Origin of the sequence: Ramlibacter aurantiacus (genome assembly GCF_016722895.1) — a bacterium.
GTDB lineage: Bacteria > Pseudomonadota > Gammaproteobacteria > Burkholderiales > Burkholderiaceae_C > Ramlibacter > Ramlibacter aurantiacus.
This window is the reverse complement of the sequence record NZ_JAEQNA010000001.1, coordinates 442969-466651: the sequence shown is the minus strand read 5'-3', so window position 1 is coordinate 466651 and position 23683 is coordinate 442969. Positions and strand designations below refer to the sequence as shown.

22 protein-coding genes are annotated in these 23683 nt (G+C 70.3%); 11 read left to right on the top strand and 11 right to left on the bottom strand.

Annotated elements, in window-relative coordinates; translation table 11 throughout:
* Positions 1-6: 6 nt before the first annotated feature.
* From JI739_RS02170 to JI739_RS02160, 3 genes are all read right to left on the bottom strand, one after another.
* On the bottom strand, positions 7-813 hold the full coding sequence (locus JI739_RS02170) for an SDR family oxidoreductase (protein ID WP_201682195.1): 807 nt from the start codon (positions 811-813) through the stop codon (positions 7-9).
* A gap of 13 nt (positions 814-826) precedes the next feature.
* Positions 827-2173 carry a dihydrolipoyl dehydrogenase family protein gene (locus JI739_RS02165; RefSeq protein ID WP_201682194.1) on the bottom strand — a complete coding sequence of 449 codons (1347 nt, stop codon included), beginning with the start codon at positions 2171-2173 and terminating at the stop codon, positions 827-829.
* Positions 2174-2308: 135 nt separating this feature from the next.
* Positions 2309-3184, bottom strand: a complete 876-nt coding sequence (locus tag JI739_RS02160; protein ID WP_201682193.1) for an AraC family transcriptional regulator — start codon at positions 3182-3184, stop codon at positions 2309-2311.
* Positions 3185-3377: 193 nt separating this feature from the next.
* On the opposite strand from JI739_RS02160, the gene JI739_RS02155 reads away from it, so the two are divergent.
* Both JI739_RS02155 and JI739_RS02150 read left to right on the top strand, forming a co-directional pair.
* Positions 3378-3896, top strand: a complete 519-nt coding sequence (locus JI739_RS02155) for a hypothetical protein (protein WP_201682192.1) — start codon at positions 3378-3380, stop codon at positions 3894-3896.
* Entirely contained in the window at positions 3880-4086 is a 207-nt protein-coding gene (locus JI739_RS02150; RefSeq protein ID WP_201682191.1) for a hypothetical protein, read from the top strand. Before JI739_RS02155 ends, JI739_RS02150 begins: the two co-directional genes overlap by 17 nt.
* Before the next feature lie 101 nt (positions 4087-4187).
* Here the strand turns inward: JI739_RS02150 and JI739_RS02145 are convergent, their stop codons facing one another.
* A complete protein-coding gene (locus JI739_RS02145) occupies positions 4188-5273 on the bottom strand; it encodes a phospholipase A (RefSeq protein ID WP_201682190.1) in 1086 nt (361 codons plus the stop codon).
* A gap of 190 nt (positions 5274-5463) precedes the next feature.
* On the opposite strand from JI739_RS02145, the gene JI739_RS02140 reads away from it, so the two are divergent.
* The 3 genes from JI739_RS02140 (at position 5464) to JI739_RS24685 (ending at position 8520) form a co-directional block, all read left to right on the top strand.
* Positions 5464-7704, top strand: coding sequence for an alpha,alpha-trehalose-phosphate synthase (UDP-forming) (locus tag JI739_RS02140; RefSeq protein WP_201682189.1), 2241 nt, complete (start codon positions 5464-5466; stop codon positions 7702-7704).
* A 311-nt stretch (positions 7705-8015) separates the two neighbouring features.
* Positions 8016-8321 carry a hypothetical protein gene (locus tag JI739_RS02135; RefSeq protein ID WP_201682188.1) on the top strand — a complete coding sequence of 102 codons (306 nt, stop codon included), beginning with the start codon at positions 8016-8018 and terminating at the stop codon, positions 8319-8321.
* A 67-nt stretch (positions 8322-8388) separates the two neighbouring features.
* Positions 8389-8520, top strand: coding sequence for a hypothetical protein (locus JI739_RS24685; RefSeq protein ID WP_255520157.1), 132 nt, complete (start codon positions 8389-8391; stop codon positions 8518-8520).
* A 39-nt stretch (positions 8521-8559) separates the two neighbouring features.
* Here the strand turns inward: JI739_RS24685 and JI739_RS02130 are convergent, their stop codons facing one another.
* The 6 genes from JI739_RS02130 to JI739_RS02105 all read right to left on the bottom strand — a co-directional run bounded on the left by JI739_RS02130 (position 8560) and on the right by JI739_RS02105 (position 15810).
* Complete coding sequence (locus JI739_RS02130) at positions 8560-9780, bottom strand: MFS transporter (protein ID WP_201682187.1); 1221 nt, start codon at positions 9778-9780, stop codon at positions 8560-8562.
* 169 nt (positions 9781-9949) lie between these two features.
* On the bottom strand, positions 9950-10735 hold the full coding sequence (locus JI739_RS02125) for a helix-turn-helix transcriptional regulator (protein WP_201682186.1): 786 nt from the start codon (positions 10733-10735) through the stop codon (positions 9950-9952).
* A gap of 98 nt (positions 10736-10833) precedes the next feature.
* Positions 10834-11787: an amidohydrolase family protein gene (locus JI739_RS02120; protein ID WP_290428766.1), complete on the bottom strand. Its 954-nt coding sequence runs from the start codon at positions 11785-11787 to the stop codon at positions 10834-10836.
* Positions 11784-13097 (bottom strand): sulfatase family protein, encoded by a 1314-nt coding sequence (locus JI739_RS02115; RefSeq protein ID WP_201682185.1) that lies wholly within the window; start codon positions 13095-13097, stop codon positions 11784-11786. The genes JI739_RS02120 and JI739_RS02115 overlap by 4 nt, the downstream gene beginning before the upstream one ends.
* Positions 13098-13112: 15 nt before the next feature.
* A complete protein-coding gene (locus JI739_RS02110) occupies positions 13113-14108 on the bottom strand; it encodes a Bug family tripartite tricarboxylate transporter substrate binding protein (RefSeq protein ID WP_201682184.1) in 996 nt (331 codons plus the stop codon).
* A gap of 25 nt (positions 14109-14133) precedes the next feature.
* Positions 14134-15810, bottom strand: a complete 1677-nt coding sequence (locus tag JI739_RS02105; RefSeq protein ID WP_201682183.1) for an AMP-binding protein — start codon at positions 15808-15810, stop codon at positions 14134-14136.
* Positions 15811-16042: 232 nt separating this feature from the next.
* Here JI739_RS02105 and JI739_RS02100 point away from each other — a divergent pair, with 232 nt between their 5' ends.
* From JI739_RS02100 to JI739_RS02090, 3 genes are all read left to right on the top strand, one after another.
* Positions 16043-16945: a tripartite tricarboxylate transporter substrate binding protein gene (locus JI739_RS02100; RefSeq protein ID WP_201682182.1), complete on the top strand. Its 903-nt coding sequence runs from the start codon at positions 16043-16045 to the stop codon at positions 16943-16945.
* A gap of 34 nt (positions 16946-16979) precedes the next feature.
* Positions 16980-17960: a Bug family tripartite tricarboxylate transporter substrate binding protein gene (locus tag JI739_RS02095; protein WP_201682181.1), complete on the top strand. Its 981-nt coding sequence runs from the start codon at positions 16980-16982 to the stop codon at positions 17958-17960.
* 194 nt (positions 17961-18154) lie between these two features.
* Entirely contained in the window at positions 18155-19099 is a 945-nt protein-coding gene (locus JI739_RS02090) for a LysR family transcriptional regulator (RefSeq protein ID WP_201682180.1), read from the top strand.
* A 3-nt stretch (positions 19100-19102) separates the two neighbouring features.
* On the opposite strand, the gene JI739_RS02085 is transcribed toward JI739_RS02090, so the two are convergent.
* Entirely contained in the window at positions 19103-20233 is a 1131-nt protein-coding gene (locus JI739_RS02085; protein WP_201682179.1) for an FAD-dependent oxidoreductase, read from the bottom strand.
* A gap of 228 nt (positions 20234-20461) precedes the next feature.
* On the opposite strand from JI739_RS02085, the gene JI739_RS02080 reads away from it, so the two are divergent.
* From JI739_RS02080 to fahA, 3 genes are read left to right on the top strand one after another with little or no spacing between them, the layout of a single operon-like run.
* The gene (locus tag JI739_RS02080; RefSeq protein WP_201682178.1) at positions 20462-21370 is read left to right on the top strand and encodes a VOC family protein; all 909 of its coding nucleotides are present in this window, start codon (positions 20462-20464) and stop codon (positions 21368-21370) included.
* Between the two features lie 19 nt (positions 21371-21389).
* Positions 21390-22343 carry a fumarylacetoacetate hydrolase family protein gene (locus tag JI739_RS02075; protein WP_201682177.1) on the top strand — a complete coding sequence of 318 codons (954 nt, stop codon included), beginning with the start codon at positions 21390-21392 and terminating at the stop codon, positions 22341-22343.
* A 16-nt stretch (positions 22344-22359) separates the two neighbouring features.
* Positions 22360-23670 (top strand): fumarylacetoacetase, encoded by a 1311-nt coding sequence (fahA, locus tag JI739_RS02070; RefSeq protein WP_201682176.1) that lies wholly within the window; start codon positions 22360-22362, stop codon positions 23668-23670.
* Positions 23671-23683: the final 13 nt, after the last annotated feature.

The following is a 23683-nucleotide window of genomic DNA, read 5'->3' as shown; positions in this document are numbered from 1 at the left end:
GCGCGTCTACCCGCCTTCGCGGAACGCGGGGTACAGCAACATGCCGCCATCGACGAACAGGGTGGTGCCGACGACGTAGTCGGACTCGTCCGATGCCAGCCACACGACGGCACGGCCGATGTCCTGGGGATCGCCGACGCGGCCATAAGGGATCAGCTCCAGGAGCTTGCGTTCGGCCTCCGGCGAGTTCCAGGCCTGCTCGTTGATCGCCGTCCGGATGGCGCCGGGCGCGACGGCGTTGACGCGGATCTTTTCGGCGGCAAGCTCCTGCGCCATGCTCTCCATCAGCAGCTTCAGTCCACCCTTGGAGGCGGCGTAGTTGGCGTGTCCCGCCCACGGGATCGCCTGGTGCACCGAGCTGGTGAAGATGATCTTGCCGAGCGCCGGCGAGCGGGCGGGGTCCGGCCCCTGCCGGCGAAAGCAACGCACGGCCTCCTGCGCGCAGATGAACTGGCCGGTGAGGTTGACATCGATGACCTTCCTCCAGTCGTCCAGCGTCATGTCGGCAACGGAAGCATCCTGCTGGATGCCGGCATTCGCCACCAGCAGGTCGATGCCACCGAATTCCTCCCGTGCCGCCTCGAACAGGCGAGCGCAGTCGTCCGGCCGGGTGATGTCCGCCTGCACGGCCACGGCATGGCCGCCCTGCCGGCGGATGTCGGCGGCGCCCCGGTGGGCGGCCTCCTTGCGCGACCGATAGTTCACGATCACCGAGGCCCCGGCGTCGGCCAGCGCCCGGGCGATGCCCGCACCGATGCCGGAGCTCGCGCCGGTGACGACGGCACGGGTGTTCTGCAGCAGCTTGTCTCGCATGGGCGCCTCTTGTTCAGAGCATGTATCCCACGTCGGAGGCGCCCGTCGGGTAGGCGAACATCGTGTCCTTCAGGTCTTGCGCCGTGAGGCCGTGGCGGATCGCCAGGGCGAAGAGGTTGATGACCTCGTCCGCATGCGGGCCCGCCAGGTGGGCGCCCAGGATGCGGTCGGTGCCGTGTTCCACCAGCACCTTGTGCCCATACACCGGCTGGGACGCCTGGCGCGCCGTGAACCAGTCCGAGGCTTCCTGCGTGTGCAGCTCGAAACGCAAGCCCTGGTCCCGCGCTTGTTGCTCCCCCAGGCCCACGCGCGCGATGGGCGGCAGGGTGAAGGCGACGCTCGGCACGCCGCGGTAGTCGGGCTTGCGGTGGTTGCCCTCCAGCAGGTTGGCGGCCACCACCTTGGCGTCATGGCTGGAGACCGGCGTCAGCGGCGGACCGACCTGCGCAGCGTCCCCCGCGGCATAGACGGCAGGGTTGCTGGTGCTCTGGAGGTACTCGTTCAGCCGGAGCCGTCCGCGCTCGGTCGCGACGTGGGCGGCCGCCAGGTCGAGGCCTTCGAGTGCGGGTGCCCTTCCGGCGGCATGGACCACCAGGTCCGCATCGATGGCGAAGGCTTGTCCGTCGCGCGTGGCGTGCACCTTGTACGAGTCGCCCTGCTTGTCGATCGCCTGCACCGTGCTGCGCAGCCGCACGTCGATGCCCGCATCGTCGAAGCTTTTCATCAACCAGCCGACCAGGTCGGCGTCGAAGCCTTTGAGCATGCGCTCGCCGTGCTGCAGGATCGTGACCTCCGCACCCGCGCGCGACGCCACCTGCGAGAACTCGGCGGCCACGTAGCCGCCACCCACCAGCACCACGCGAGCCGGCAGGGCCGCCAGCCCCAGGAAGCCTTCGTTGTCCACCAGGTGCTCCTCGCCAGGCAGCCCCAGTCGCACCGGCTCGGCGCCCACGGCGATGACCACGTGTTGCGCCTGCACCGTCTCGCCTGCGATGTCCAGGGTGTCCGGGCCGGTGAAGCGCGCGCGCCCGTGGAAGCGGGCGACACCTTGATCGGCGAAGCGCTTTTCGCGCGCCGCAGGCACAGGGTCGGTGAAACCGCGCTTGAAGCGCATCAGCTCCGCCCACGCGAGGCGGCTGTCGCCCGTGACGCCGTGGCCGTGCATCCGGCGCACATGGTCCACCGCAGCGGCTCCGGCCAGGAGCATCTTCTTCGGGTCGCAACCCCGCAGCACGCAGGTGCCGCCGTAGGGGCGCCAGTCCACGACCGCCACGCTGCGGCCCGCGGAACTCAGCCTGCCCGCGGCCACCGTGGCGGCGGTGCCGGTGCCGATGATGACGACGTCAAACCGCTGGGTCATGGCCGATGCCTCCATCTGGATGGAATCCTGGGTCGCACCCAGGGGCGAAGCTTGCGCACCGCCGCTGCGCGAGCGTGAGCAGAAACATCAGGACGCGGGGGCGCGCAGCCGGAGGTGTGTCCATGGTCATCGGGATCAGTGGCGGGTCGGTTCCGCAGGTCGTTCGTCCTGCACCGGCGGCTGGTCGGCCTCCAGCTTGCGCAGCCATTCGGTGGGCGGCACGCCCACCTTGCGAATGAATGCGCGCGTCAGCGCACTGCTGCTGCCGTAGCCCGACTCCCCGCACACCTGCTTGATCGGGCGCCCGCCACGCAGCAGTTTCTGGGCGATCGAAATCCGCCAGCTCGCCAGATAGTCGGCCGGTGTGACGCCGATCACCTGGTGGAAGTGCGCGGCAAAACGGGCCCGTGACATGCCGGCTTCCCGCGCCAGCGCCACCAGCGTCCAGGCCTGCATCGGGTCACCGTGGACCGCCGCCAGCGCTTTCGAAAGCCGCGGGTCCGACAGGCCGGCGAGCATGCCGCCATGGGTGATGCCGGCCCGCAGGCAATGCCGAAGCAGCTTGATGATGAGCACCTCGCACAGGCGGTCGACGGCGGCGTTGGCGCCTGGCTGGTCGTGGAACGCCTCGGCCGCCACGAGTTCCAGCACCGCGGAAGAGCCCTCCAGCTCGGCGAGTGGAACCAGCACGACGGCGGGAAGTGACTCGCTGATGGGGTTGCGGTTGTCCCCGCCGCCGAACTGCACGGTGGCGCACAGCACCTTGGCGCCACCGGACTCATCCGCGATGAGGCTGTGCCGCTCCGGCCTCGGCATGAAGATCAGGCTGGGCGCGTCGATTCGCCGGCTGTGGCCGTGGTCGTCGACCAGGTCGACCGGACCGCTCTGGATGAGGTGCAGATGGCCCCGATGCGCATCGGACGCGAAGGGGTGCACGCCGCAGATGCGGCCGGTATAGAAGACGCCCGCGCTGATCGCGAAGCGGCTCAGGAGTCGGGACAGCATGTCCATGCACCATGCTACGCGCGGGGAGCGCTCTTTGGCGTGATGTCGCGGTGCCGACGCGAGCGACGATCGAGAGGCGCGCGGGCACGGGATGTTGATCTGGCGTCTCGTATGGGTACCAACGCATCTCAGCAGGCGCGCCGGCCGACCCCACATCCCCCATGCTGGCAGTGAATCCATCGACTTCAAGGAGGCCGCCATGGCATCGCCGCACGACACCATCGAAACCGCTCCCGGCGGACACCGCGGGCCCGACTACCGGGGCGGCATCCGCTGGGGCGCCGCCGCCTGGGCCGGCATCGCCGCCGGCATCGTCTTCCTGATGATGGAGATGCTGCTGGTCTGGCTCGCCTTGGGGCAGAGCCCCTGGGGGCCGCCCCGCATGATCGCCGCGCTGGTGATGGGCAAGGAGGTGCTGCCACCGCCGGCAAGCTTCAGTGCGCCCATCGTGATGACAGCGATGGTGATCCACCTGGTCCTATCCGTCGTCTACGGGCTGATCCTCGGCGCCATCGTGCACAGGATGGGCAAGGGTGCCGCACTGGTGACCGGCGCCGTGTTCGGCCTGGTGGTGTACCTGGCGAACTTCCACCTGATCGCCCCGATGGCGTTCCCGTGGTTCACCCAGGCGCAGAACTGGGTCTCCGTCCTCAGCCATGTGGTGTTCGGCGCGGTGATCGCCGCGGTGTACGCGGGATCACGTGACCGCCGCGGATGAGACGCGTGGAACGGACCGGACAGGTATCAAGGCGCATGCATGCGCGTGCGGCGGGCGGCCAGGTTCCGCCACGTTCGCCACCCGGATCGCCGAGCAGCTGCTCGGCAAGCCCGCCGGTGCCCTCAAGGATCAGGCCGATGCGCCGCTGCTGGAGATGCCGCCTCCCTTCCGACAGGGCGGCCCGGGGTGATGCAGGGTGCGGCGGCCCACGGCGGAGCCAACCCGCAGCTGCCGTGACGCGTGTCCCGGTGGGGCGGTCGGGCACCCCCGCCATCTACCGGGCGATCGTCCTCATAGCCGGAACAAGGTCAGCCCGAACCCGATGCGGTTCTGGTGGTGGTTGTAGTCCAGCAGGGTTTCGCCGTAACCGGAGAACACCTGCACGAACCAGCGCAGTCCCTGTGGATGCTTCCGGTCGATGGGATAGCTCCAGTCGAGTTGCAGCGAGCCCTTGTCCAGCGCCTTGGGATGCGTGCGCCAGGTGAGCGAGGTGGCGGCCACGCCGGGCACCCAGGTGCCGCGCAGTTCGGTGTTGCCGATGTGGCGGGTGAGGTCCGGGTTGTCGTCGTCGCCCAGGTCCTCGCGGAAGCGCCGGTCGAAGGTGGCCGTCAGCCCGAAGTCGCCGCGGGTGAACGAGGTAGATGCGTAGGCCCGGTTCCAGCTGCGCGAGTACGGCTCGCTCTGGCCATTGGACTGGTGCGCCACGCCCAGCTGCACCATCTCCCACTTCACGTCCCCGGGCAGCCGGCCCAGGCGGCCGGTCACCGGCAGCACGTAGATCGCTTCGGGCTGGTAGTCGGTGCTGCGGAAGGGCGAGGACTCTCGCGGGTTCCACACCTGCCACATCGAGCGTTGGGTGTAGGCGAACCACAGGTCGGCATTGGGAAACACCAGCCCCTCCACCACCTTGGCGCGCAGCGACACCTGGAACTTGGCCTCCACGGCCTTCAGCTCGCGCGCGTCGGCCAAGGGCGCGCGGGTGGGGCTGGAGGGCGACTCGTTGATGTCGCTGGTCCAGGTGCCGGCCAGCGCGTAGTTGGGCCGGTAGGTGCGCAAGGCGAAGGTGCCGCGCTTGGCCGAGGAAGCCAGTTCCCAGGTGTTCTGGAACACCGCCGACGCGCGGCCCGGCGCAGGCAACTCGCCCGGGTCGGGCCGGGGCGGCACCGTCAACTCGGCTTGGCCCGTGGGCCCGACGTACGTCGGCGGGAACAGCCGGTCATAGCAGGCCAGTCTGGCGTCGCTGGCGAGGGCGCTGCACTCCGCGGCGGTCTGCGCCGATACCGTGCCGCCCAACAGCAGCGCGAGCGGAGCGAGGCACAGAAGCGGATTCGAGAAGGAGCGCGGCGCGTGGCTGGGGTTCTTCCTGTTGACAACCATGGGACTACTGTAGAGCCAACCGGAAGGGGCGCTGTAACCCCATGTTCAACGCTCCTCGATCACGCGCACGACGACAAGGGACGGCAGTCACATTCCGGCACCAGCAGGGGCCTGCGGGGCGGCGTGCGAGGAGGGTTTTGCATAATCGCTCGCCCCCTGCGCGACCCGTGCAGGGGATGCCTGCACCTGAATGAAGACTCTCCGACTCCAGCTCCGCTTCCTCCTTCCGCTGTTCATCGCCATCGCCGGCGCGGCCTATCTGGGCTCGGACCTGCTCGATCGGCTCACCATGCGCTGGTTCACCCGCGACCTCAACGTGCGGGGCGCGGCCATCGCCAGTGCCTTGACCGATACCGTGGGTGACGCGCTGAGCGAGCGCCGCCCCGCGCGGCTGCAGGCCTTGTTCGAACGGGCCACGAAGGACGAGCGCCTGGTGGCGATGGCCGTGTGCGGGCAGGACCGCAACCCGCTGCGCCGCAGCCCCGGGTTCCCCGCCGAACTCAGCTGCCGGGAGGTGGAGGAGATCGCGCGCAGGGAAGACCCCCGCACCATCGTCGCCGGCGGGCCGGTGCACCTCGGCCTGCACGAGATCACGCTGGAGAACGGGCAGCGTGTCTCCGTCGCGCTGATGCACGACGTGAGCTTCGCCGACGTGCGCACCCAGACCACGCGGCGCTACCTGCTGGCCTTCATGGCCGCACTCGGGCTGCTGGTGGCGCTGATCACGATGGTCGTCGCGCAACTGAGCTGGCGCGGCTGGATGAAAGGGGCACGGTCGCTGTTGCGAGGGGAAGGCCTGCTGCTGCCCCCCGGTGACGGGAACACCGCACCCGAGCTGGAGCCGTTGGCGCAGGACCTGCGCGAGCGGCTGCGGGACCTGGAAGACGAGTTCCGCCGCGCGCAGGGCATGGAAACATCCTGGAGCCCCGAGCGGCTGCGCCATCTGCTGCAGACGCAGCTGCGCGGCGACCAGGTGATCGTCGTCTCGAACCGCGAGCCCTACATCCACGACCGCACGCCCACCGGCATCACCGTGCGCAGGCCGGCCAGCGGCCTCGTGACGGCCGTGGAGCCGGTCATGCGCGCCTGCTCGGGCACCTGGATCGCACATGGCGGCGGCACGGCCGACCGCGAGAACGTCGACGCCCAGGACCGCGTGGCCGTGCCGCCCGGCCACCCCGACTACCAGCTGCGGCGCATCTGGCTCACCGAGGAAGAGGAGCGCGGCTACTACTACGGCTTCGCCAACGAGGGGCTCTGGCCCTTGTGCCACGTGGCCCACGTGCGGCCGGTATTCCGCGAATCCGATTGGCTGCAGTACCAGGCGGTGAACCAGCGCTTCGCCGACGCGGTGGTGCAGGAAGCGAGGGGGGAAGACCCCGTGGTGCTGGTGCAGGACTACCACTTCGCGCTGCTGCCCGCGATGATTCGCGCGCGCCTGCCGCGGGCCACCATCCTCACGTTCTGGCACATCCCCTGGCCCAACCCCGAGTCGTTCAGCATCTGCCCGTGGCGCCGCGAGATCCTGCAGGGCATGTTGGGCAGCACGATCCTGGGCTTCCACACGCGGTTCCACTGCAAGAACTTCATGGAGACGGTGGACCGCCTGCTCGAGGCGCGCATCGAGCCGGAACACGCCACCATCACCTACGGCGGCGCCGAGTCGCTGATCGAGAGCTACCCGATCTCCATCGAGTGGCCGACCCCGCAGACCGTCGCCAGCTGGGCCCCCGTGCCGCAGTGCCGCGAAGCCGTCCTGCAGCGGCTGCAGCTGCCGCCGCAGACGCGCCTGGGGGTGGGGGTGGACCGCTTCGACTACACCAAGGGCATCCTGGAGCGCTTCCATGCCGTCGAGCGCCTGCTCGAGAAATACCCCGAGTGGCGCGGCCGCTTCGTCTTCGTGCAGGTCGCGGCCCCCACGCGCAGCGACCTGGAGGAGTACCAGTCCTTCCAGGACCGCATCCAGCGGGTGACGCAGCGGATCAACCGTCGTTTCGGGCAGCCGGGTTATGAGCCGGTCATGCTGCTGGCGACCCACCACGAGCACGAGGCGGTGAACGAGTTGTTCCGCGCGTCGGACTTCTGCGCCGTCACCAGCCTGCACGATGGCATGAACCTGGTGTGCAAGGAGTTCGTGGCCGCCCGCGACGACGAGCGCGGCGTGCTGATCCTGAGCCGCTTCGCCGGCGCGGCCCGCGAACTGCGCGAGGCGTTGATCGTCAATCCGTACCACGTCGAGGAAACGGCCGACGCCATGCACCGCGCGCTGCTCATGCCCGAACCCGAGCAGCGCGAACGCATGGCCAGCCTGCGCACCACCGTGCAGGAGCACAACGTCTATCGCTGGGCCGGCCTCATGCTGGCCGACGCCGGGCGGCTGCGCCTGCGCGACCGCATCCAGGCCCGCGTGCAGCGGCACGGCGAAGCCTGATCAGCCGCGGCTACGGCTGCTTCTCGCCACCAGCTGCAGGAACGATCACAGGAACGATGTGCCCCACGAGACCTGCCGCGGCGCAGGCGGCTTGCGCGAGATCAAGTCGGGCCAAGGAGCCGAGTCGTAGATTGAGGTGGCGCAGATTGCGCTGCTCATGGAGAGGCGAGGTGCACATGAATCACGTTTCACGACGCTCGGCCCGAATGACCGCTTGCCTGGTCGCACTGCTCGGCATGGCGGCCTGCGCTCAGCAGGGCCCGGGGCCCGCTGCGGCAGGGCCAGGTGCCATGCCCCGAGCAGGGGCTGGCATGGGCCCGGGCATGGGCCCGGGCATGGGGCCGGGCATGGGCCCGGGCATGGGACCGGGCATGGGTGCCGGCAGCCCGGGAGCCGGCATGCGGGCGGGCCCCGGGGTGACGCCGGGTTGGGTGATGATGAGCGATGAAGAGCGCCGCGCCCACATGGCCGAGATGCAGCGCGTGAGAGCCCAGCCGGAATGCGCCGCTGCGATGGATCGCCACCATTCGCTCATGACCCAGCGTGCCCGCGAGCGTGGCATCACGCCGCCGGCGCGCCCCGGGCCTGGCGCCTGCCAAGGGCTACCGCCCGGGTGAGCGTCCGGGGCGTCCCAGCGCGCTGGTCCAGGTTTCCTGCGGCCTGTACTTTTCTGGCGGCGACCGCGTGGGTCCACGCTGGCCGGCGATCGATCGCATGCACCACGGTGGCTTGTTCACCCACGTCGCCGCGCACGAGCGCCTCTCTGAAGAGACGGCGGCGCTGCTCGTGCACTGGCTGTTCATCGGCGAGCCTTGAGCACGCGGCTCGGGCGGCGTGGGCGCCACGGCCTTCATCTCATGCGCCGCGCTGCCGCAGCGCCCGCGACATGCTCCACGCCAGCCACGGCAGCGTGGCGGCGGGCAGCAGCAACATCAGCGCCGGCCCCAGGCGGTCCAGTGCCTGGCCGGCCCAGCTGACCCCGAGGGCCTGGCCGAAGAACAGGCTGAACGAGAACAGCGCGAGCGAGCTGCCTCGCGCCGCGGGCGCCATCTGGGTGGCATGGGTCTGCAAGGTGCTGTGGAACAGCGAGGTGCCGAACCCCAGCAGCAGCACGACCGGTGCGACCAGCCAGGCCTGCGGCGCCAGGTACAGCCCGACGAAGCCCGCGCCGACCAGTGCGCCGCCCACCCCCAGCATGCGGACCTCGCCGACCTCGCGAACGATGCGCCGCGCGAAGACCGCGTAGGCGATGCCGCCCACCGCGAAGAAGGCCACCAGCGCACTGGCGACACTCACCGGCACCTGGAAGCGGGCGTGGACGTAGGCTGGCAGGAAGGCCATGGGACCGAGCAGCAGCACGCCTTCGCCGCCCACGGTCAGCAGCACCCGGCGCGCCCAGGGCTCTCGCAGCACCGAACCCAGCTGCCGTCGCGGCGACAGCGCCAGGCCCGTGGCCGGTGCCCCGCCGGAGGCCGGGGGCGTGCCCGCGGGCATGGTGCCGCTGCGCGAGGCCAGCAGCACCGCGATGGCGCCGTAGCCGACGCACAGGCTCAGGAAGGCGCCGCGCCAGCCGGGTGCGCTGTCGGCGAAGAGGCCACCGGCCAGCTGGCCGGCCAGCATGCCCGACATCGTTCCCAGCGACAGCCGAGCCAGCGTGGCCTGGCGCCGTTCGTAGGGCACGGTGTCGCCGATCCAGGCCATGGCCAGCGGCACGATGCCCGCAGCCGCCAGCCCCCACAACACGCGCAGGGCCAGCAGCGCGTCGAAGCCCGGTGCGAAGGCGCACGCCAACGAGGCCAGCGCGCAGCCGGCCAACGACAGGCGGATCAGCCGCGGCTTGCCGTAGTGGTCGCCCAGCGGCCCGAAGACCAGCTGCGACACGCCATAGGCCAGCGCGAAGGTCAGCACCACCTGGCCGGCCGTGCCCGTGCTGAGCGAGAAGTCGGCGGCGATGCGCGGAATCAGCCCGTCGCTGATGCGCAGCCCCGCGCTGCTGAAGAAGGAGGCGAAGGACAGCAGCAGCACCGCGGTGCCCACATCGGGCGCCGCCCTCGAGGGGTCAACGGCGCTGGACATCCAGCCCGATCCGCCGTGGTTGCATGAGGTCTCGTGTCAAGGTTCTGCCCGAAAGCCGTGGCCGGTGAGCGTACCTCAGGGCCACGGGCGCGGCCCGACGCCGCGCTGGCGGTCATCACCCGCCCGTGCCCTGAGACCCGGGGGGGCCGCTGGCGTGCGTTGTCGTTGATCACGCTTGCCCGAGCAGCAGCGTGCCCAGCTCGCTGCGGCGCTCGATGCCGAGCTTGATGAACGCGCGCTCGCGATACGTTTTTGCCGTGGTGGCCGACACGCCCAAGGCCCGGGCCATGTCCTCGTAGGTGGCCCCGGCCGAGATCTGCTCCAGCACGTCCAGCTCGCGTTCGGTGAGGCGGCCACAGCTGTGGCGCAGGCGCTCGCGCAGGGGCAGCGGCCGCCTGCGCTGGCCCCAGCGCAGGTGCTGGCGCACGCAGGCGATCAGCGGCATGGCGATGGCGGCAGCGACATCGGTGTCGTGCGGCGTGAAGCCCGGCTGGTCCACGTGCCGATAGAAGTTGATGGCGAGCAGCTGGTCGGTTTCGACCGGCATCGTCAGCGACAGCCGCTCGCGCGAGCGGGAGCGTTCGTAGATCTCCATCTGGTGCTCGGGCACGAAGGCGGACTTGGTGCAGTGGGTCAGCTGCGGCGCGGGGCAGGCCCAGGCCGCATCGAAGCTGGAATCCTGCCGGTACAGCCGCGCCTGGTAGTAGGTCCACACCTCCCGTGTGCGATCGGGCCGATCCAGCGACGCCGATGCGATGAGTTCGGGAGCGGCCCGCCGCGACAGCACATAGGCCGAGAACGAGCCCGCGGGCAGCAGGCGATTGAGCTGCCGCAGTGCTTCGTGAGCGAACCGTTCCTGGCCGACGCCGTCGATCAGCGCGGCGATGACCTCGCTGTGCTGCAGTGAGGGCAGGGGAATGGCACGGTCGATGCGGATGGTCGGCAGGGCCTGCATGCAAGGGCTCTCGGATCGGCTGCGGGGGCGACCGGCAATGGTAGCCGCCGCGCGGACAACCCCTTGGCGCACGCGGCCAGCGCGCGATCCTGGCTGCCTCAGCAGCAATCGCCCACGCTGGGCGGCTGCAGCCGCTGGTAACGGCCGAACACCGGGTGCCGGTCCAGCCCCAGCAGCTTTTCGGCGTTGGTCTTCAGCACCATCTGCCGGACCTCGGGCTTGATGGGCAGCTGGTCGAAGTCGGCCAGCCAGCGGTCGGGCGTGATCACCGGCCAGTCGGAGCCGAACAGCATCTTGTGCTTGAGCAGCCCGTTGATGTAGCGCACCAGGATCTCCGGGAAGTACTTGGGCGACCAGCCCGACAGGTCGATGTACACGTTGGGCTTGTGCGTGGCCACTGCCAGCGCGTTTTCCTGCCAGGGGAAGGAGGGGTGCGCGATGACGATGGGCAGGTAGGGGAAGTCCACCGCCACGTCGTCCAGGTGCATGGGGTCGGAGTACTTCAGGCGCACGCCGCCGCCGCCGGCCATGCCCGCGCCCACGCCGGTCTGCCCGCTGTGGAAGATGGCGGGCAGGCGGGCTTCGGCGATCACCTCGTACAGGTCGTAGCAGGCGCGGTCGTTGGGAAAGAAGCCTTGCAGCGAGGGATGGAACTTGAAGCCGCGCACGCCGAAATCCTGGATCAGGCGGCGGGCCTCGCGCGCGCCCATCTTGCCGCGCAGGGGATCGATGCTGGCGAAGGGGATCAGCACGTCCGGGTGCTGCGCGGCCTCTTCGGCCACTTCCTCGTTGCTGATGCGGAACTGGCCGTTCCCCCGCTCGGTGTCCACCGTGAAGATCACCGCCAGCATGTTGCGATCGCGGTAGTGAGCCGCCGTCTCGGCGATGGTCGGCTTGGGCATCTTCTGCTTGAAGTACTCGAACATCGCCGCGTCGAAGGCCTCGGCCACCGGGTCCGGCGCCAGGCGCGAGGAGCGGTTGGCATGCACGTGCATGTCGATGGCGACGATGTCGTCGAGCGAACGCGGGTCGGGGGTGTCCGGGCTGGTCATGGCATGTCGTCCAGGGTGTGGGTGATGCCGACGAACGCGTCCGGCGGGATGCCGGGCATCTGGCGGCTCCAGGCTTCCCAGTCGGCGCGCATGGCTGCGAGCCGCCCGGGTTCGGCGCGGGCGCGGTTGGCGCGCTCGCGCTCGTCCTGCTCGAGGTTGAACAGGTATTCGCGTTCCTCGATGCGCAGGTATTTCCAGGGGCCGTGCCGAAGCGCGCGCTGCGATCGGTGGTTCATCCGCCAGTACATCGGGCGCACGAAGGGCTGGGCTTCGCCACGCAGGTGCGGCAGCAGCGAGACCCCGTCGAACGGATAGTCGGGATGAGCCTGGCAGCCGGCGGCATGAACCACGGTGGCCGACCAGTCCATGCTCAGGCAGGCCTGCGGCGACACGCGCCCCGGCTGGATGACGGCCGGCCAATGCGCGACCCAGGGCACGCGGATGCCGCCTTCGGTGAGGTCCATCTTGCCACCCACCAAGGGCCAGTTGTCGGAGAAACGCTCGCCGCCGTTGTCGCTGGTGAAGACCACCAGCGTGTCGCGGTCCAGGCCCTGCCTGCGCAGAGCCTCCATGACCCAGCCGATGCCTTCGTCCATGTGGTGGATCATGCGCCGGTAGGTCTCGACGTTGCCGCCGTCGAGGTGATAGATGTTTCCACCGGTCGACGCCGAGACGTGCCGGTCCTCGCGCGTCTCCCAGGGCCAGTGCGGCGCGGTGTAGTGCAGGCTGAGGAAGAACGGTTGCCGGGCGCGGGCGGAGCGGTCGATGAAGTCCACCGCCCGGCGCGACAGCAGGTCGGTGAGGTAGCCGTCCTCGAAGCACTCGACCTCGCCGTCCCACAGGTCGTGGGCGCCGCCGGTGGTGCCATGGGAGAAGTAGTCCACGCCGCCGGAGATGGGGCCGAAGAACTCGTCATAGCCGCTGCGCAGCGGCCCGAAGTGCGGTGGGAAGCCCAGGTGCCACTTGCCGACGAGGGCCGTGCGGTAGCCGGCTTGCTTCAGCAGCGAAGGCACGGTCGGGTGCGAGGGCGGCAAGCCCAGCACCGCGCTGCCGCGGCCAAGTTTCGCGCTGATCGGTTCGTCGGCCGCGCCGCGCAGCCGGTACTGGTAGCGCCCGGTGGCCAAGGCGAAGCGCGTGGGCGAACAGACGGGGGAGTTCGCGTAGCCCTGCGTGAAGCGGATACCGCCACGCGCCAGCCCGTCGATCACCGGCGACACCGCGCCGAAGGACGCAGGCCGCCCGCCGTAGCAGCCGAGGTCCGCGTAGCCGAGGTCGTCGGCCACGATGAAGACGATGTTCGGGCGTGGCATGTCGAGGCGGGCCATCTACCGGGCGTCGGCCTTGAAGCCGGTGGCGCGCGCGGCCTTGCCCCACATTTCGGTGTCGGCGCGGATGGTGCGGGCGAAGGATTCAGCCGTGGAGCCGATCGGCAGGAAGCCGGCCTGCTCGATCCTGTCCTCGGCGGCCTTGGTCGCCTTCTGCGCCGCCTGCTCCAGGCGCGACACGATGGCCGCGGGCGTCCTGGCCGGCGCCACCAGCCCGGTCCAGGCACCGAAGGTGATGTCCGGGTAGCCCGCTTCCCTGAAGGTGGGCACGTCGGGCAGGCTCCTGGAGCGCTCGCGGCCGCTGCTGCCCAGGGCCACGAGCTTGCCGCTCTTCACCTGCGGCGCGGCCAGGCCGATGCTGGCGAACTCGCCCACCACGTCGCCGTTGTAGAGGCCGCCGAGCGCATCGGAGGTATTGCGGTAGTGCACCACGTCGGGCCGCACCTTGAAGGCGTCGGCCAGGATGTAGGCGCCGAAGTGGCCCACGGTGCCGGCGCCGAAGGTGCCGAAGAACACCCGGTCCTGCTGCTGGGCCCACTTCACGAAATCGGCGGGCGTGCGGGCCGGCACCTTCTGCGGGTTGACCAGCAGCACGAATTCGGAATCGGCGATCAGGCTCACCGGCACGAAGTCGCGCGCCGGGTCGTAGGGCAGCTTGTCGTAGGTGTGCGGCGCGATGCTCAGCACGCCCGCCTGCGCCATCAGCAGCGTGTGGCCGTCGGGCGTGGCCCGGGCGACTTCCTGCGCGGCCAGCAGCCCTGCGGCGCCGGTCTTGTTCTCGACCACCACGCTGGCGCCGCCCAGCTGCTGCGACAGCTGCTGCGCGAACAGCCGCGCCAGCACGTCCGGCCCGGTGCCGGCCGCGGAACCCACGACCAGCCGCACCGGCCGCTCGGGGAAGTTGCTGCCCTGGGCCAGGGACGCCAGCGGCGCAGCCAGGGTGATCGTCATCGCGGCCAGGGCCGCACGCCGGTTGGAAAAGCGGAAGGTGTTCATGTGCAGTGTCTCCAGGGTTTCGGGGTCAGCGGCTGTCGCCGGCGTTCAGCTCGTTCAGCAGGTTCTCGCGCAGGGCGTACTTCATGACCTTGCCGCTGGCGGTCAGGGGATAGCGGGTCACGAAGCGGATGTACTTGGGCAGCTTGTGCCGCGCCATGTGTTCGCGGCAATGGGCGGCCAGCTCGTCGGGCGTCATGGACTCGCCGGGGCGAAGCTGCACGAAGGCGGCCGATTCCTCGCCCATGTAGCCGTCGGGCACGCCCACCACCTGCGCCTGCGCGATCTTGGGGTGGCGGGCGAGGAAGTCCTCCACCTCGGCCGGGTACACGTTCTCGCCACCGCGCTTGATCATGTCCTTGATGCGGCCGACGATGCGCAGCGTGCCGTCCTCGTCCATGGAGGCCAGGTCGCCGCTGTGCAGCCAGCCCTCGGCGTCGAGGGTGCGGGCGGTGGCTTCCGGCTGGCGGTAGTAGCCGGCCATTGCGCCGAAGCTGCGCACCAGCAGCTCGCCCGGTTCGCCGGGGCGGCAGGTGGCGCCCTCGCTGTCCGCGATCTTCACTTCCACGTGCGGCAGCGGCCGGCCCACCGTCTGCGACTTGCGCTCCAGGCTGTCGCCCATCGCGGTGCAACTCACCATGGGGCTCAGCTCGGTCATGCCGAAGCCGATCTGCGGCTCGGCACCGAACTCCTGCCGCACGCGCTCCAGCACCCGCAGCGGCATGGCCGTGCCGCCGGCGATCCACAGCCGCAGGCTGGCGGTGTCCACCTCGCCGGCCATGAAGCTCGGGTGGTTCAGCATGGCGATGACCATGGTGGGCACGGCGGCCAGGATGGTGGGGCGCTCCTCGTGGATCAGGCGCAGCATCCAGCCGGGCTCGAAGGCCGTGGCCTTGACCAGGGTGCCGCCGTGCACCAGCAGGCCCAGCACCTCGGTGATGTTGCCGGCCGTGTGGAACATCGGCATGGCCGACACCAGGCGGTCGCCCGGGCGCATGCCGGCGGCGCTGCCGAAGATCCGCGCGTTGTTCACCGTGCCGAAGTGCGTGAGCATCGCGCCCTTGGGCGAGCCGGTCGTGCCGCTGGTGAACTGGATCTGCCAGGCGTCGGAGGGGGACGCTCGCGACTGCCGCTCGGCCAGCGCGGCCGGCTCGACAGCGTCTGCGGCGGCCAGCACCTGGTCGAAGGGCAGGGTGCCGGGCTCTTCGCCGTCGAGCAGGATGGCGTGGCGGAAGCCGGGGTACGAACCGGTGGCGAGCAGCGCACGCAGGTGCCCGAGGGTCGGGTTGCCACGGTGCGAGCCTTGCAGGATGAGTGCGCGCAGCTCGGCCTGGGCCAGGATGTGCCCCAGCTCCTGCTGGCGCGAGTGGGTGTTGACCGTCACCAGCACCGCGCCGATCTTGGGCAGGGCGAAATTGGCCAGCAGCCACTCGGGCCGGTTGGGCGACAGCACGCCCACCTTGTCGCCGCGCTCGATGCCCAGCTGCATCAGCCCGCGGGCCAGCCGGTCGACGTGGCTCTTGAGCTCACGTAGCGTCCAGCGCACGTCGATGCCCAGGTCGGGGTCGCGGCAGACGAAGAAGAGGCGGTCGGGGTCCCTGGCGGCTTCCTGGTCGAGCAGGTCGCCCACCGTGAGCTGCAGCAGCTCAGGTCCGGGTCGGGCCGGCCAGTGGGCCAGGCGGGGTTGGTGTGTGACGGCGGTCACCTGGTCTCCTCGGGCAGTTCGAGGGGAATGCTAGGAAACGGGGTGCGCCTTGTCTGTCCTCCGCGAAGAGGACATCCCTGCGTTGGGCACGAAGCAGGGCTTCATATCCATCTGGTGGATTTTGTTTATTCGTCGAATCCGCTTTCGGACCTGCGGGCCGGTTCCTACGATGCAGCCTTTCAAGTCCGCTTGGCGATTGCAAGGCACGAGCGGGGCACACCGGAGACATGACATGAGCCGCCCCATCCAGATGATCGTCCCCTACGTGCAGGGCGGCGGCAGCGACCAGCGTGCGCGGCTGGTCGCACGGTACATGGCGCGCTACCTGGACGAGCCCGTCGAGGTGGTGAACCGGACCGGCGCCATCGTCGGCCATGCGGCGATCGCCGAGGCCGAGCCCGATGGCCGCACCATCGGCCAGATCAGCGGCGAGATCGGCATGATGCATTGGCATCACGGGCTCACCTGCCTCACGCCGCAGGACTACACGCCGCTGGCGGTGCCCTTCGTGGAATCCGCCGCCGTGATCGTGCGCGAGGACGCGCCGTGGCGCACCCTCGCCGAGTTCGTCGACGCCTGCCGCGAGCAGCGCATGGTGGGCTCGGGCGGCCCCCACTTCAGCGTGTGGAAGTTTGCCCTCGTCGGCCTGCTGGACTCGGCCGGGGTGGACGTCTCCAGGCTGGACTGGATCGAAACCTTCAGCGGGGAACAAGGCCTGGCCAAGGTGCTCGCGGGCGAGGCGCAGGTCGCGCCCATCACCCTCACCGACGCCCGGGGCCCCCTGCGCGAGGGGCGGGCCAGGCCGCTGGCCAACATGGACGCCGCGCGCCACCACGCCTTCGGCGAAGTGCCCACGGTTCGCGAGGCCATCGGCATCGACTGGTCCGTGGCGCACTGGCGCGGCATCGTGGCACCCCGGGGGCTGCCGGCCCAGATCACGCGGCGCTACCTGGACGCCCTGCGCAGCGTGGCGGCCGACCCGGCGTTCGCACGGGAGGCCGTCGCGTCCGCCTTCACGCTGGACTGGCGGTTCGGTGACGAGTTCGCCCGCTACATGGCCGAGGACGATGCCATGTTCGGACGAGTCATCCGACTGCTCGGCCCACGGGCGGGCAGCGCCTCGTCACTGCTCTGATTTCCGCAACGATCCACGACCCAGGAGACGACCCATGGCCCTGAAGCCGTTCCTCAAGCTCTGCGCCGCTGCCGCGGCACTCGCCACCGCCGGATTCGCCGCGGGCCAGTCGGACTACCCCACCAAGCCGATCCGCCTGATCGTCCCGCTGGCGCCTGGCAGCGTCACCGATGCCGTGCTGCGCTCCGCCGCGCAGGAGCTGCAGCCTCGGCTGGGCCAGCCCATCGTCATCGACAACCGCCCGGGCGCCAGCGGCATCGTCGGCACCGATGCGTGCGCCAAGGCGCCGGCCGACGGCTACACCGTCTGCGCGGTGTACCTGGCTTCCATGTCCATCAATCCGCACACGGTGGCCAGGCTGCCCTACGACCCGGACCGGGATCTCGCTCCCATCGGCAAGCTGTTCTACGTGACGGAGGTCTTGTTCGTGCCCGCGAACCTGCCGGTGGCCAACCTCGCCGAACTACGCGCCTACGCCGCGCGCAACCCGACCCAGGTGAACTTCGGCACGCTGGGCGAGGGCTCGCTGCAGGAGTTGTTCGTCGCCTGGCTGAACAGCGAGTGGAAGACCTCGATCGCCGGCATCCCCTACAAGGGCGGCGGCCCGATCAGCAGCGCCATCGCGTCCGGGGAGCTGCAGGCCGGGATGATGGGCGTGGGCAACTTCGTCGGTCTCATGCAGGGCAACAAGGTCAGGGCGCTGGCGGTATCGGCCGAGCAACGATCGCCGCTGCTTCCTCACGTGCCCACCATGAAGGAGGCCGGCCTGGGCGGCTTCAGCTCACATGTGTGGTGGGGCCTGGCCGCACCGGCCGGCACGCCTGCAGCCGCGATCAACCGCCTCAACACGGAGTTCAACCGGCTGCTGCGCGAGCCCCGGTTCGCCGAGTTCCTGCAATCGCGCTACCTGGTTCCTGCGGGCGGCACCGCGCAGGAGTTCGCCTCCTTCCTCAAGGCCGACCGCGAGCAGGCGGCCAGCCTCGTGAAATTGGCAGCGCAGAAGTCCGCCCGTTGAGGGCGGTGCGGTCGACGGGCCTGCGCGCCATGGTTCGGTTGGAAGGTCCGCAGGCGGTCGTGCTGGCCGCCGCACCGGAGCACCGCAGGATCAGCGCCCGAGCGCCCGCCGCCGCCGCTGGGCGGCACACGCGTCCTTCGTGATCCCGCGAAGGGGTGCTGGTCGGGGCGGGCAGGGCAAAATGCGCCGCCCCGATGAACCTTCAAAAACTCGATCTCAACCTGCTGGTCGCGCTGGACGCCCTGCTGACCGAGCAGAGCGTCACCCGCGCGGCGAACCGCATCTTCCTGAGCCAGCCGGCGATGAGCGGCTCGCTCATGCGCCTGCGCGAACACTTCCAGGACGAGCTGGTGGTGCGCGTCGGCCGCTCGATGGTGCTGACGCCCTTCGGCGCCCGGCTGGCTCCCCGCGTGGCGCAGCTGCTGGCCAGCATCGGCGAAGTCATCGCCACGCGCCCGGGCTTCGATCCGGCGACGTCGGACCGGGAGTTCACCGTGGTGGCGTCCGAGTACCTGCTGGCCGTGTTCCTGCCGCTGGTGACCGCCCGCGTCGCGGCCACGGCACCCCACGTCACGCTCGACATCCAGCTGCGGGCGGGCGACCACGAGCAGCGCATGCAGGCCGGCGAGGTCGATGCCGCCCTCACGGTCAGCGGCCTGGCGCTGCCCGGGCACCCGGTGGCGCCGCTCTTCGAGGATGAATACGTCTGCGTGGCCTGGCAGGGCAACGATCGCATCGGCGAGGCCCTGACGATGGACGACTTCCTGGCCTGCGGCCACGCGGTGCGCTCGATGTCGCTCTACCACTCGTACACGCTGGAGGAGCGCTGGCTGAGCCGGCTGGGCCACCGCCGCCAGGTGGCGCTGCGCGCGCCCACCTTCGATTCGTTGCCGCGCATGATCGTCGGCACCGAGCTCATCGCGTCCATGCAGCGGCGCCTGGCCGAGATGAGCGCTCAGGTGAGCCCGATCCGCATCCTGGCCCACCCGGCCCAGGTGCCGCCGCTGGTGGCGCTGCTGCAGTGGCCCTCGTTTCGCGACAGCGATCCGGGTATCCAGTGGCTGCGGCAGCTGGTGCAGGACACCGCGCGCGAGGCCTACGGGCCGCCGCCCTCGCCCTCGGGCGCGGCAGGCGACTGAGCTTCAGAGCGCGGCCCGGAGGGCTTCGAGCGTGCGCCCGCTCAGGCCCGCGATGTCTTCCCCGGGATCCGGCTGTCCGCTCCAGGCCTGCAACTGCCAACGCCCGATCTGCAGCGAGTTCTCCACGATCATGCGGCAGCGCTCGTAGCGCCTGCGGGTAAATGCCGGCAGCGCCGTGTCCAGGTCGTCCGAGCCGTCGATCAGCTCCGACAGCACCACCGCATCCTCGAAGGCCATGGAGGCGCCCTGCGCGATGTGGGGCGTGGTGGCGTGCGCCGCGTCACCCACCAGCACCACCCGGCCGCGATGCCACGGGCCGGGCATCAACAGCGGCTCGAGCGGGCTGTAGACGATTTCCTCCGAGGGCGGGATCGCCCGGGCCAGCTCGCCGATGAGCCCGCCATAGCCGTCCAGGCGGGCGGCGAGCAGCTCGCGCAGCCGCGCCTTGTCCATCCAGGGGTTGCCCGGCTCGGCCGTGAGCAGCAGCAGGTACATGCGCTCGCGGTTCAGCGGGATCAGGCCGGCCTGCGTGTTCGGGCCCCGGACCATCACCGCGCAGCTCACCTCCGGGGGCCTGGGAACGGTGAAGCGCCAGCACGACTGTCCCATGTAGGCCGGCTGGTGCCCGGCGCCGAAGACCAGGCCGCGGATCTGCGAGCGCACGCCGTCGGCGCCCACCAGCAGGTCGTGGCTGCCCCGGGTGCCGTCGCTGAGCGTGACGTGAACCCGGCCGTCCTGTTCCAGCGACTCCACCCGCACGCCCACCTTCACGCGCACGCCCAGGCTGAGCGCCTCGCTGCGAAGGATTTCGTGCAGCGCGGGCCGCAGCATGCCGGTGGAGGCGGCGAAGCGTTCGCCCGACAGGTTGGGCTTCTTCTGCTCGTGCAGCAGCGTGCCCTGGCGGTCGCAGTAGCGGGTGATGGAATAGGGAAAGCCCGCGTCCAGGCAGCGTTCGGCCAGGCCCAGCCCATCGATGGCGCGCAGCGCATTCGACTGCAGGATGATGCCCACGCCGTACACGCCCCAGGCGGGGTTCGCCTCGACGATCTCGGGCGACCAGCCGCGGCGCGCGAGCGCGATCGCAAGCGACAGGCCGGCGATACCACCGCCGACGATCAGGATGTTCTTTGCCATGGGGCTGCTGGTGAATGCGGGTTGCGTGCTGCCCGGCATGCTAGGCAGCGCCTGCCGCCGCGGGAAATCGTTCCTCCCGATGGGATCGATCCGGCGCACCGATGCATCGCATGGCCGGCCATCGGTGGTGCCGATGGAATCGATCCACGCAAACGATTTCCTCGGCCGGCGGCCTCGCCCTAGGCTTGCGCGTTGCCGAGATTCAAGCCATCACCCCAAGCAAACACCATGAGCATCGTCGGACTGGATGAAGTCACCCTGACCACCGAGGACCTGGGCGTCGCCCGCCGGTTCCTCGAGGACTTCGGGCTCGCCCTCGCGTCGGAGAGCGAGCACGAACTGGTGTTCGTGGCGCGCGACCGCACCGGCCTGCGCATCCGCCGCGTCGGCGACCCGTCGCTGCCGCCCGGCCCGGTCGAGGGGCCCAACATCCGTCAGGCCGTCTGGGGCGTGGGCGACGCCGCCGCGCTGGAGCGCATCGCCGCCGAGCTGGGCAAGGACCGCGAGGTGCGGGTGTCCGGCGGCCTGGTCTCGTCCGTGGACGACGACGGCCTGGCCATCGCCTTCCGCCTCACCCAGCGCGTGCCGCTCACCAACGAGCTGCCGGCCGTGAACGTGCCCGGCCTGCCGCCGCAGCGCAAGGTGAACCAGACGCTGGACTTCGACGCACCCATCCGCCCCAACACCTTCAGCCACCTGGTCATGTACACGCCGGACCTGGCGCGCATCGAGCGCTTCTACGTCGAGCGCCTGGGGTTCCGCATCACCGACCGCTTCACCGGCATGGGCGTGTTCATGCGCGCCGAGGGCAACCCCGACCACCACCAGCTGTTCTTCATCCAGCGGCCGCCGGGCAAGGGTTTGAACCACATCGCCTTCCACGTGCGCGACATGAACGAGGTCATGCTGGCAGGCAAGCGCCTGCACGCCAAGGGCTGGGCGAGTTCCTGGGGGCCGGGCCGGCACATCTACGGCGCCAACGTGTTCTGGTACTTCAAGAGCCCCTTCGGCGGCAACATCGAGTACGACGCCGACATGGACGTGGTGGACGACGACTGGAAGCCGCGCGAAACCGCACCCGGGCCGGACACCGCCGCCATCTGGAGCACCTCCTACCCACCCTCGGCCGGGCATTGAACGGGGCGGGCTGCACCAGATGAAACTCGTCCTCTTCAAGACGGCTTCCGACGCGCTGCTGCCGGGCCTGCTCACCGACCGCGGCGTGGTGGACCTCAGCGCCCGCGTGCCCGGCCAGGGCCACGACGCGATGGTCTGGCTGATCGACCATTTCGACGGGGTACGCGGCGAGCTGGAGGCCGCCGCCGCGCGCGGGCCGGCGACGCCGCTCGAATCGGTGCGGCTCGCGCCGCCGCTGCCGCGCCCGCGCAAGATCCTCAATGCCATCGGCAACTACTGGGAGCATGCGCAGCGCGAGCCCAAGCCGCTGAACATGTTCCTCAAGAACCCCGATGCGGTCATCGGCCCCGGCGACACCATCCGGCTGCCCGAGTGCACCCAGCCCTGGGCCTTCATGCACGAAGCCGAACTGGCGGTGGTGATCAAGGGTCCGGCCAAGATGGTTTCGCGCGAGAACTGGCGCGACGCCGTCTTCGGCTACAGCTGCTTCATCGACGTGACCGGGCGCGGCGAGGGCCGGCGCACCTGGGCGCCGGGCGGCATCATGAGCTGGATCGGCAAGTCCTTCGACACCTTCGCGCCGCTGGGCCCATGCATCGTCACGGCCGACGAGATCCCCGACCCCAACAACCTGCACGTGCAGTTCTGGAACGACGGCCAGCTGCGCCACAACTACAACACCGACGACATGGAGCACCCCGTGCCCGAGATCGTCGAGTTCGCCTCCATGGTCATGACGCTGAACTCGGGCGACATCCTGGCCTGCGGCACCAACCACGAGGGCCTGGGCTTCGTGCAGGACGGCGAGACCGTGGAGATCTGCATCCACGGCATCGGCCGCATGAGCCTGCGGGTGGAAGACCCGCTCAAGCGCCAATGGGAGCGCGGCATCTACATGGGCGAGGACTCCACGCACCACGACGCGGTGCGCCGCCACCGGCCGCAGGCCGTGCTCAAGCCCACCTCCAACTGAAGGCGAGGACCGACACGTGACTGCAAGCCACGAACGCAGCTGGGTGCAGGAAGCCAACCTCGCCGGCGCCGACTTCCCGCTGGCCAACCTGCCGCTGTGCGTCTTCGGCGAGCGGGCAGGGGCTGGCGACCCGCGCATCGGCGCCGGCATCGGTGCGGCGGTGCTGGACCTGCGCGCGGCCGGGGCCGCCGGCCTGCTCGGCGCGCTGGACGACGCCACGGCCGAGGCCATGCAGGCGGCCAGCCTGAATCCGCTCTTCGCGCTCGGCCGTCCGGCCTGGCGGGCGGTCCGCGCCGGCGTCGCGGCGCTGCTGCGCGAGGGCGCTTCTGGCGAGCGGCAGGCACGCTCGATGCTGCGGCCGATGGACGCCGTCGAATTCGCGCTGCCCGCCGCCATCGGCGACTACACCGACTTCTTCACCTCGTACAACCACGCCTACAACGCGGGGGCGCTGTTCCGGCCCGACTCGCCGGTGTTCCCCAACTTCCACAGCCTGCCCATCGCCTACCACGGCCGGGCGTCTTCGATCGTGGTCAGCGGCACGCCCGTGGTGCGGCCCAAGGGGCAGGCCCGGCGCGGCGCGGGCAGCGTGGAGACCGTGTTCGGCCCCACCCGGCGCCTGGACTTCGAGATGGAACTGGGCGCCTTCATCGGCCCCGGCAACCCCCTGGGCCGGTCGATCGCGGCGGACCGTGCGGAGGACCACATCGCCGGCCTGTGCCTGGTCAACGACTGGTCCGCACGCGATGTCCAGGCCTGGGAGACGCAGCCGCTCGGCCCCTTCCTGGGCAAGAACTTCGCCACCAGCATCTCGCCCTGGGTGGTGAGCCTGGACGCGCTCGAACCGTATCGCGTGGCCCGTGCCCCGCGCCGCGCCGGCCAGCCGCCGCTGCACGACTACCTGCTGGGCACCGCCGAGGGCGGGCCCAGCACCTTCGAGATCCGCACCGAGGTGCAGTTGTCGACCGCGCGCATGCGCGAGCAGGGCCTGGCGCCGGTGGTGCTGTCGCGTGCCCTGTTCTCGCGGGACGGCGACTGGGCCTTCTCGCAGATGGTGGCGCACCACACGGTCAACGGATGCAACCTGCGCCCGGGTGACCTGATCGGCAGCGGAACCATCTCGGGCCCCGACCGCGGCACCGAAGGCTGCCTGCTCGAATTGACCCGAGGCGGCGCCGAGCCGCTGGCCCTGCCGGGTGGAGAGACCCGCGCGTTCCTGCAGGACGGCGACGAGCTGACGCTCACCGCGTACTGCGAGCGTCCAGGGCTGCCCCGCATCGGGTTCGGCCGATGCACGGGGACCGTGCTGCCGGCGCTGGCCGAATAGACCCTCGAGGAAC

Coding starts and splice junctions, on each gene's coding strand:
- JI739_RS02170 (WP_201682195.1), bottom strand. CDS start 813: ATGCGAGACAAGCTGCTGCAGAACACCCGTGCCGTCGTCACCGGCGCG.
- JI739_RS02165 (WP_201682194.1), bottom strand. CDS start 2,173: ATGACCCAGCGGTTTGACGTCGTCATCATCGGCACCGGCACCGCCGCC.
- JI739_RS02160 (WP_201682193.1), bottom strand. CDS start 3,184: ATGGACATGCTGTCCCGACTCCTGAGCCGCTTCGCGATCAGCGCGGGC.
- JI739_RS02155 (WP_201682192.1), top strand. CDS start 3,378: ATGGCATCGCCGCACGACACCATCGAAACCGCTCCCGGCGGACACCGC.
- JI739_RS02145 (WP_201682190.1), bottom strand. CDS start 5,273: ATGGTTGTCAACAGGAAGAACCCCAGCCACGCGCCGCGCTCCTTCTCG.
- JI739_RS02140 (WP_201682189.1), top strand. CDS start 5,464: ATGAAGACTCTCCGACTCCAGCTCCGCTTCCTCCTTCCGCTGTTCATC.
- JI739_RS02135 (WP_201682188.1), top strand. CDS start 8,016: ATGGGCCCGGGCATGGGCCCGGGCATGGGGCCGGGCATGGGCCCGGGC.
- JI739_RS02130 (WP_201682187.1), bottom strand. CDS start 9,780: ATGTCCAGCGCCGTTGACCCCTCGAGGGCGGCGCCCGATGTGGGCACC.
- JI739_RS02125 (WP_201682186.1), bottom strand. CDS start 10,735: ATGCAGGCCCTGCCGACCATCCGCATCGACCGTGCCATTCCCCTGCCC.
- JI739_RS02120 (WP_290428766.1), bottom strand. CDS start 11,787: ATGACCAGCCCGGACACCCCCGACCCGCGTTCGCTCGACGACATCGTC.
- JI739_RS02115 (WP_201682185.1), bottom strand. CDS start 13,097: ATGCCACGCCCGAACATCGTCTTCATCGTGGCCGACGACCTCGGCTAC.
- JI739_RS02110 (WP_201682184.1), bottom strand. CDS start 14,108: ATGAACACCTTCCGCTTTTCCAACCGGCGTGCGGCCCTGGCCGCGATG.
- JI739_RS02100 (WP_201682182.1), top strand. CDS start 16,043: ATGAGCCGCCCCATCCAGATGATCGTCCCCTACGTGCAGGGCGGCGGC.
- JI739_RS02095 (WP_201682181.1), top strand. CDS start 16,980: ATGGCCCTGAAGCCGTTCCTCAAGCTCTGCGCCGCTGCCGCGGCACTC.
- JI739_RS02090 (WP_201682180.1), top strand. CDS start 18,155: ATGAACCTTCAAAAACTCGATCTCAACCTGCTGGTCGCGCTGGACGCC.
- JI739_RS02085 (WP_201682179.1), bottom strand. CDS start 20,233: ATGGCAAAGAACATCCTGATCGTCGGCGGTGGTATCGCCGGCCTGTCG.
- JI739_RS02080 (WP_201682178.1), top strand. CDS start 20,462: ATGAGCATCGTCGGACTGGATGAAGTCACCCTGACCACCGAGGACCTG.
- JI739_RS02075 (WP_201682177.1), top strand. CDS start 21,390: ATGAAACTCGTCCTCTTCAAGACGGCTTCCGACGCGCTGCTGCCGGGC.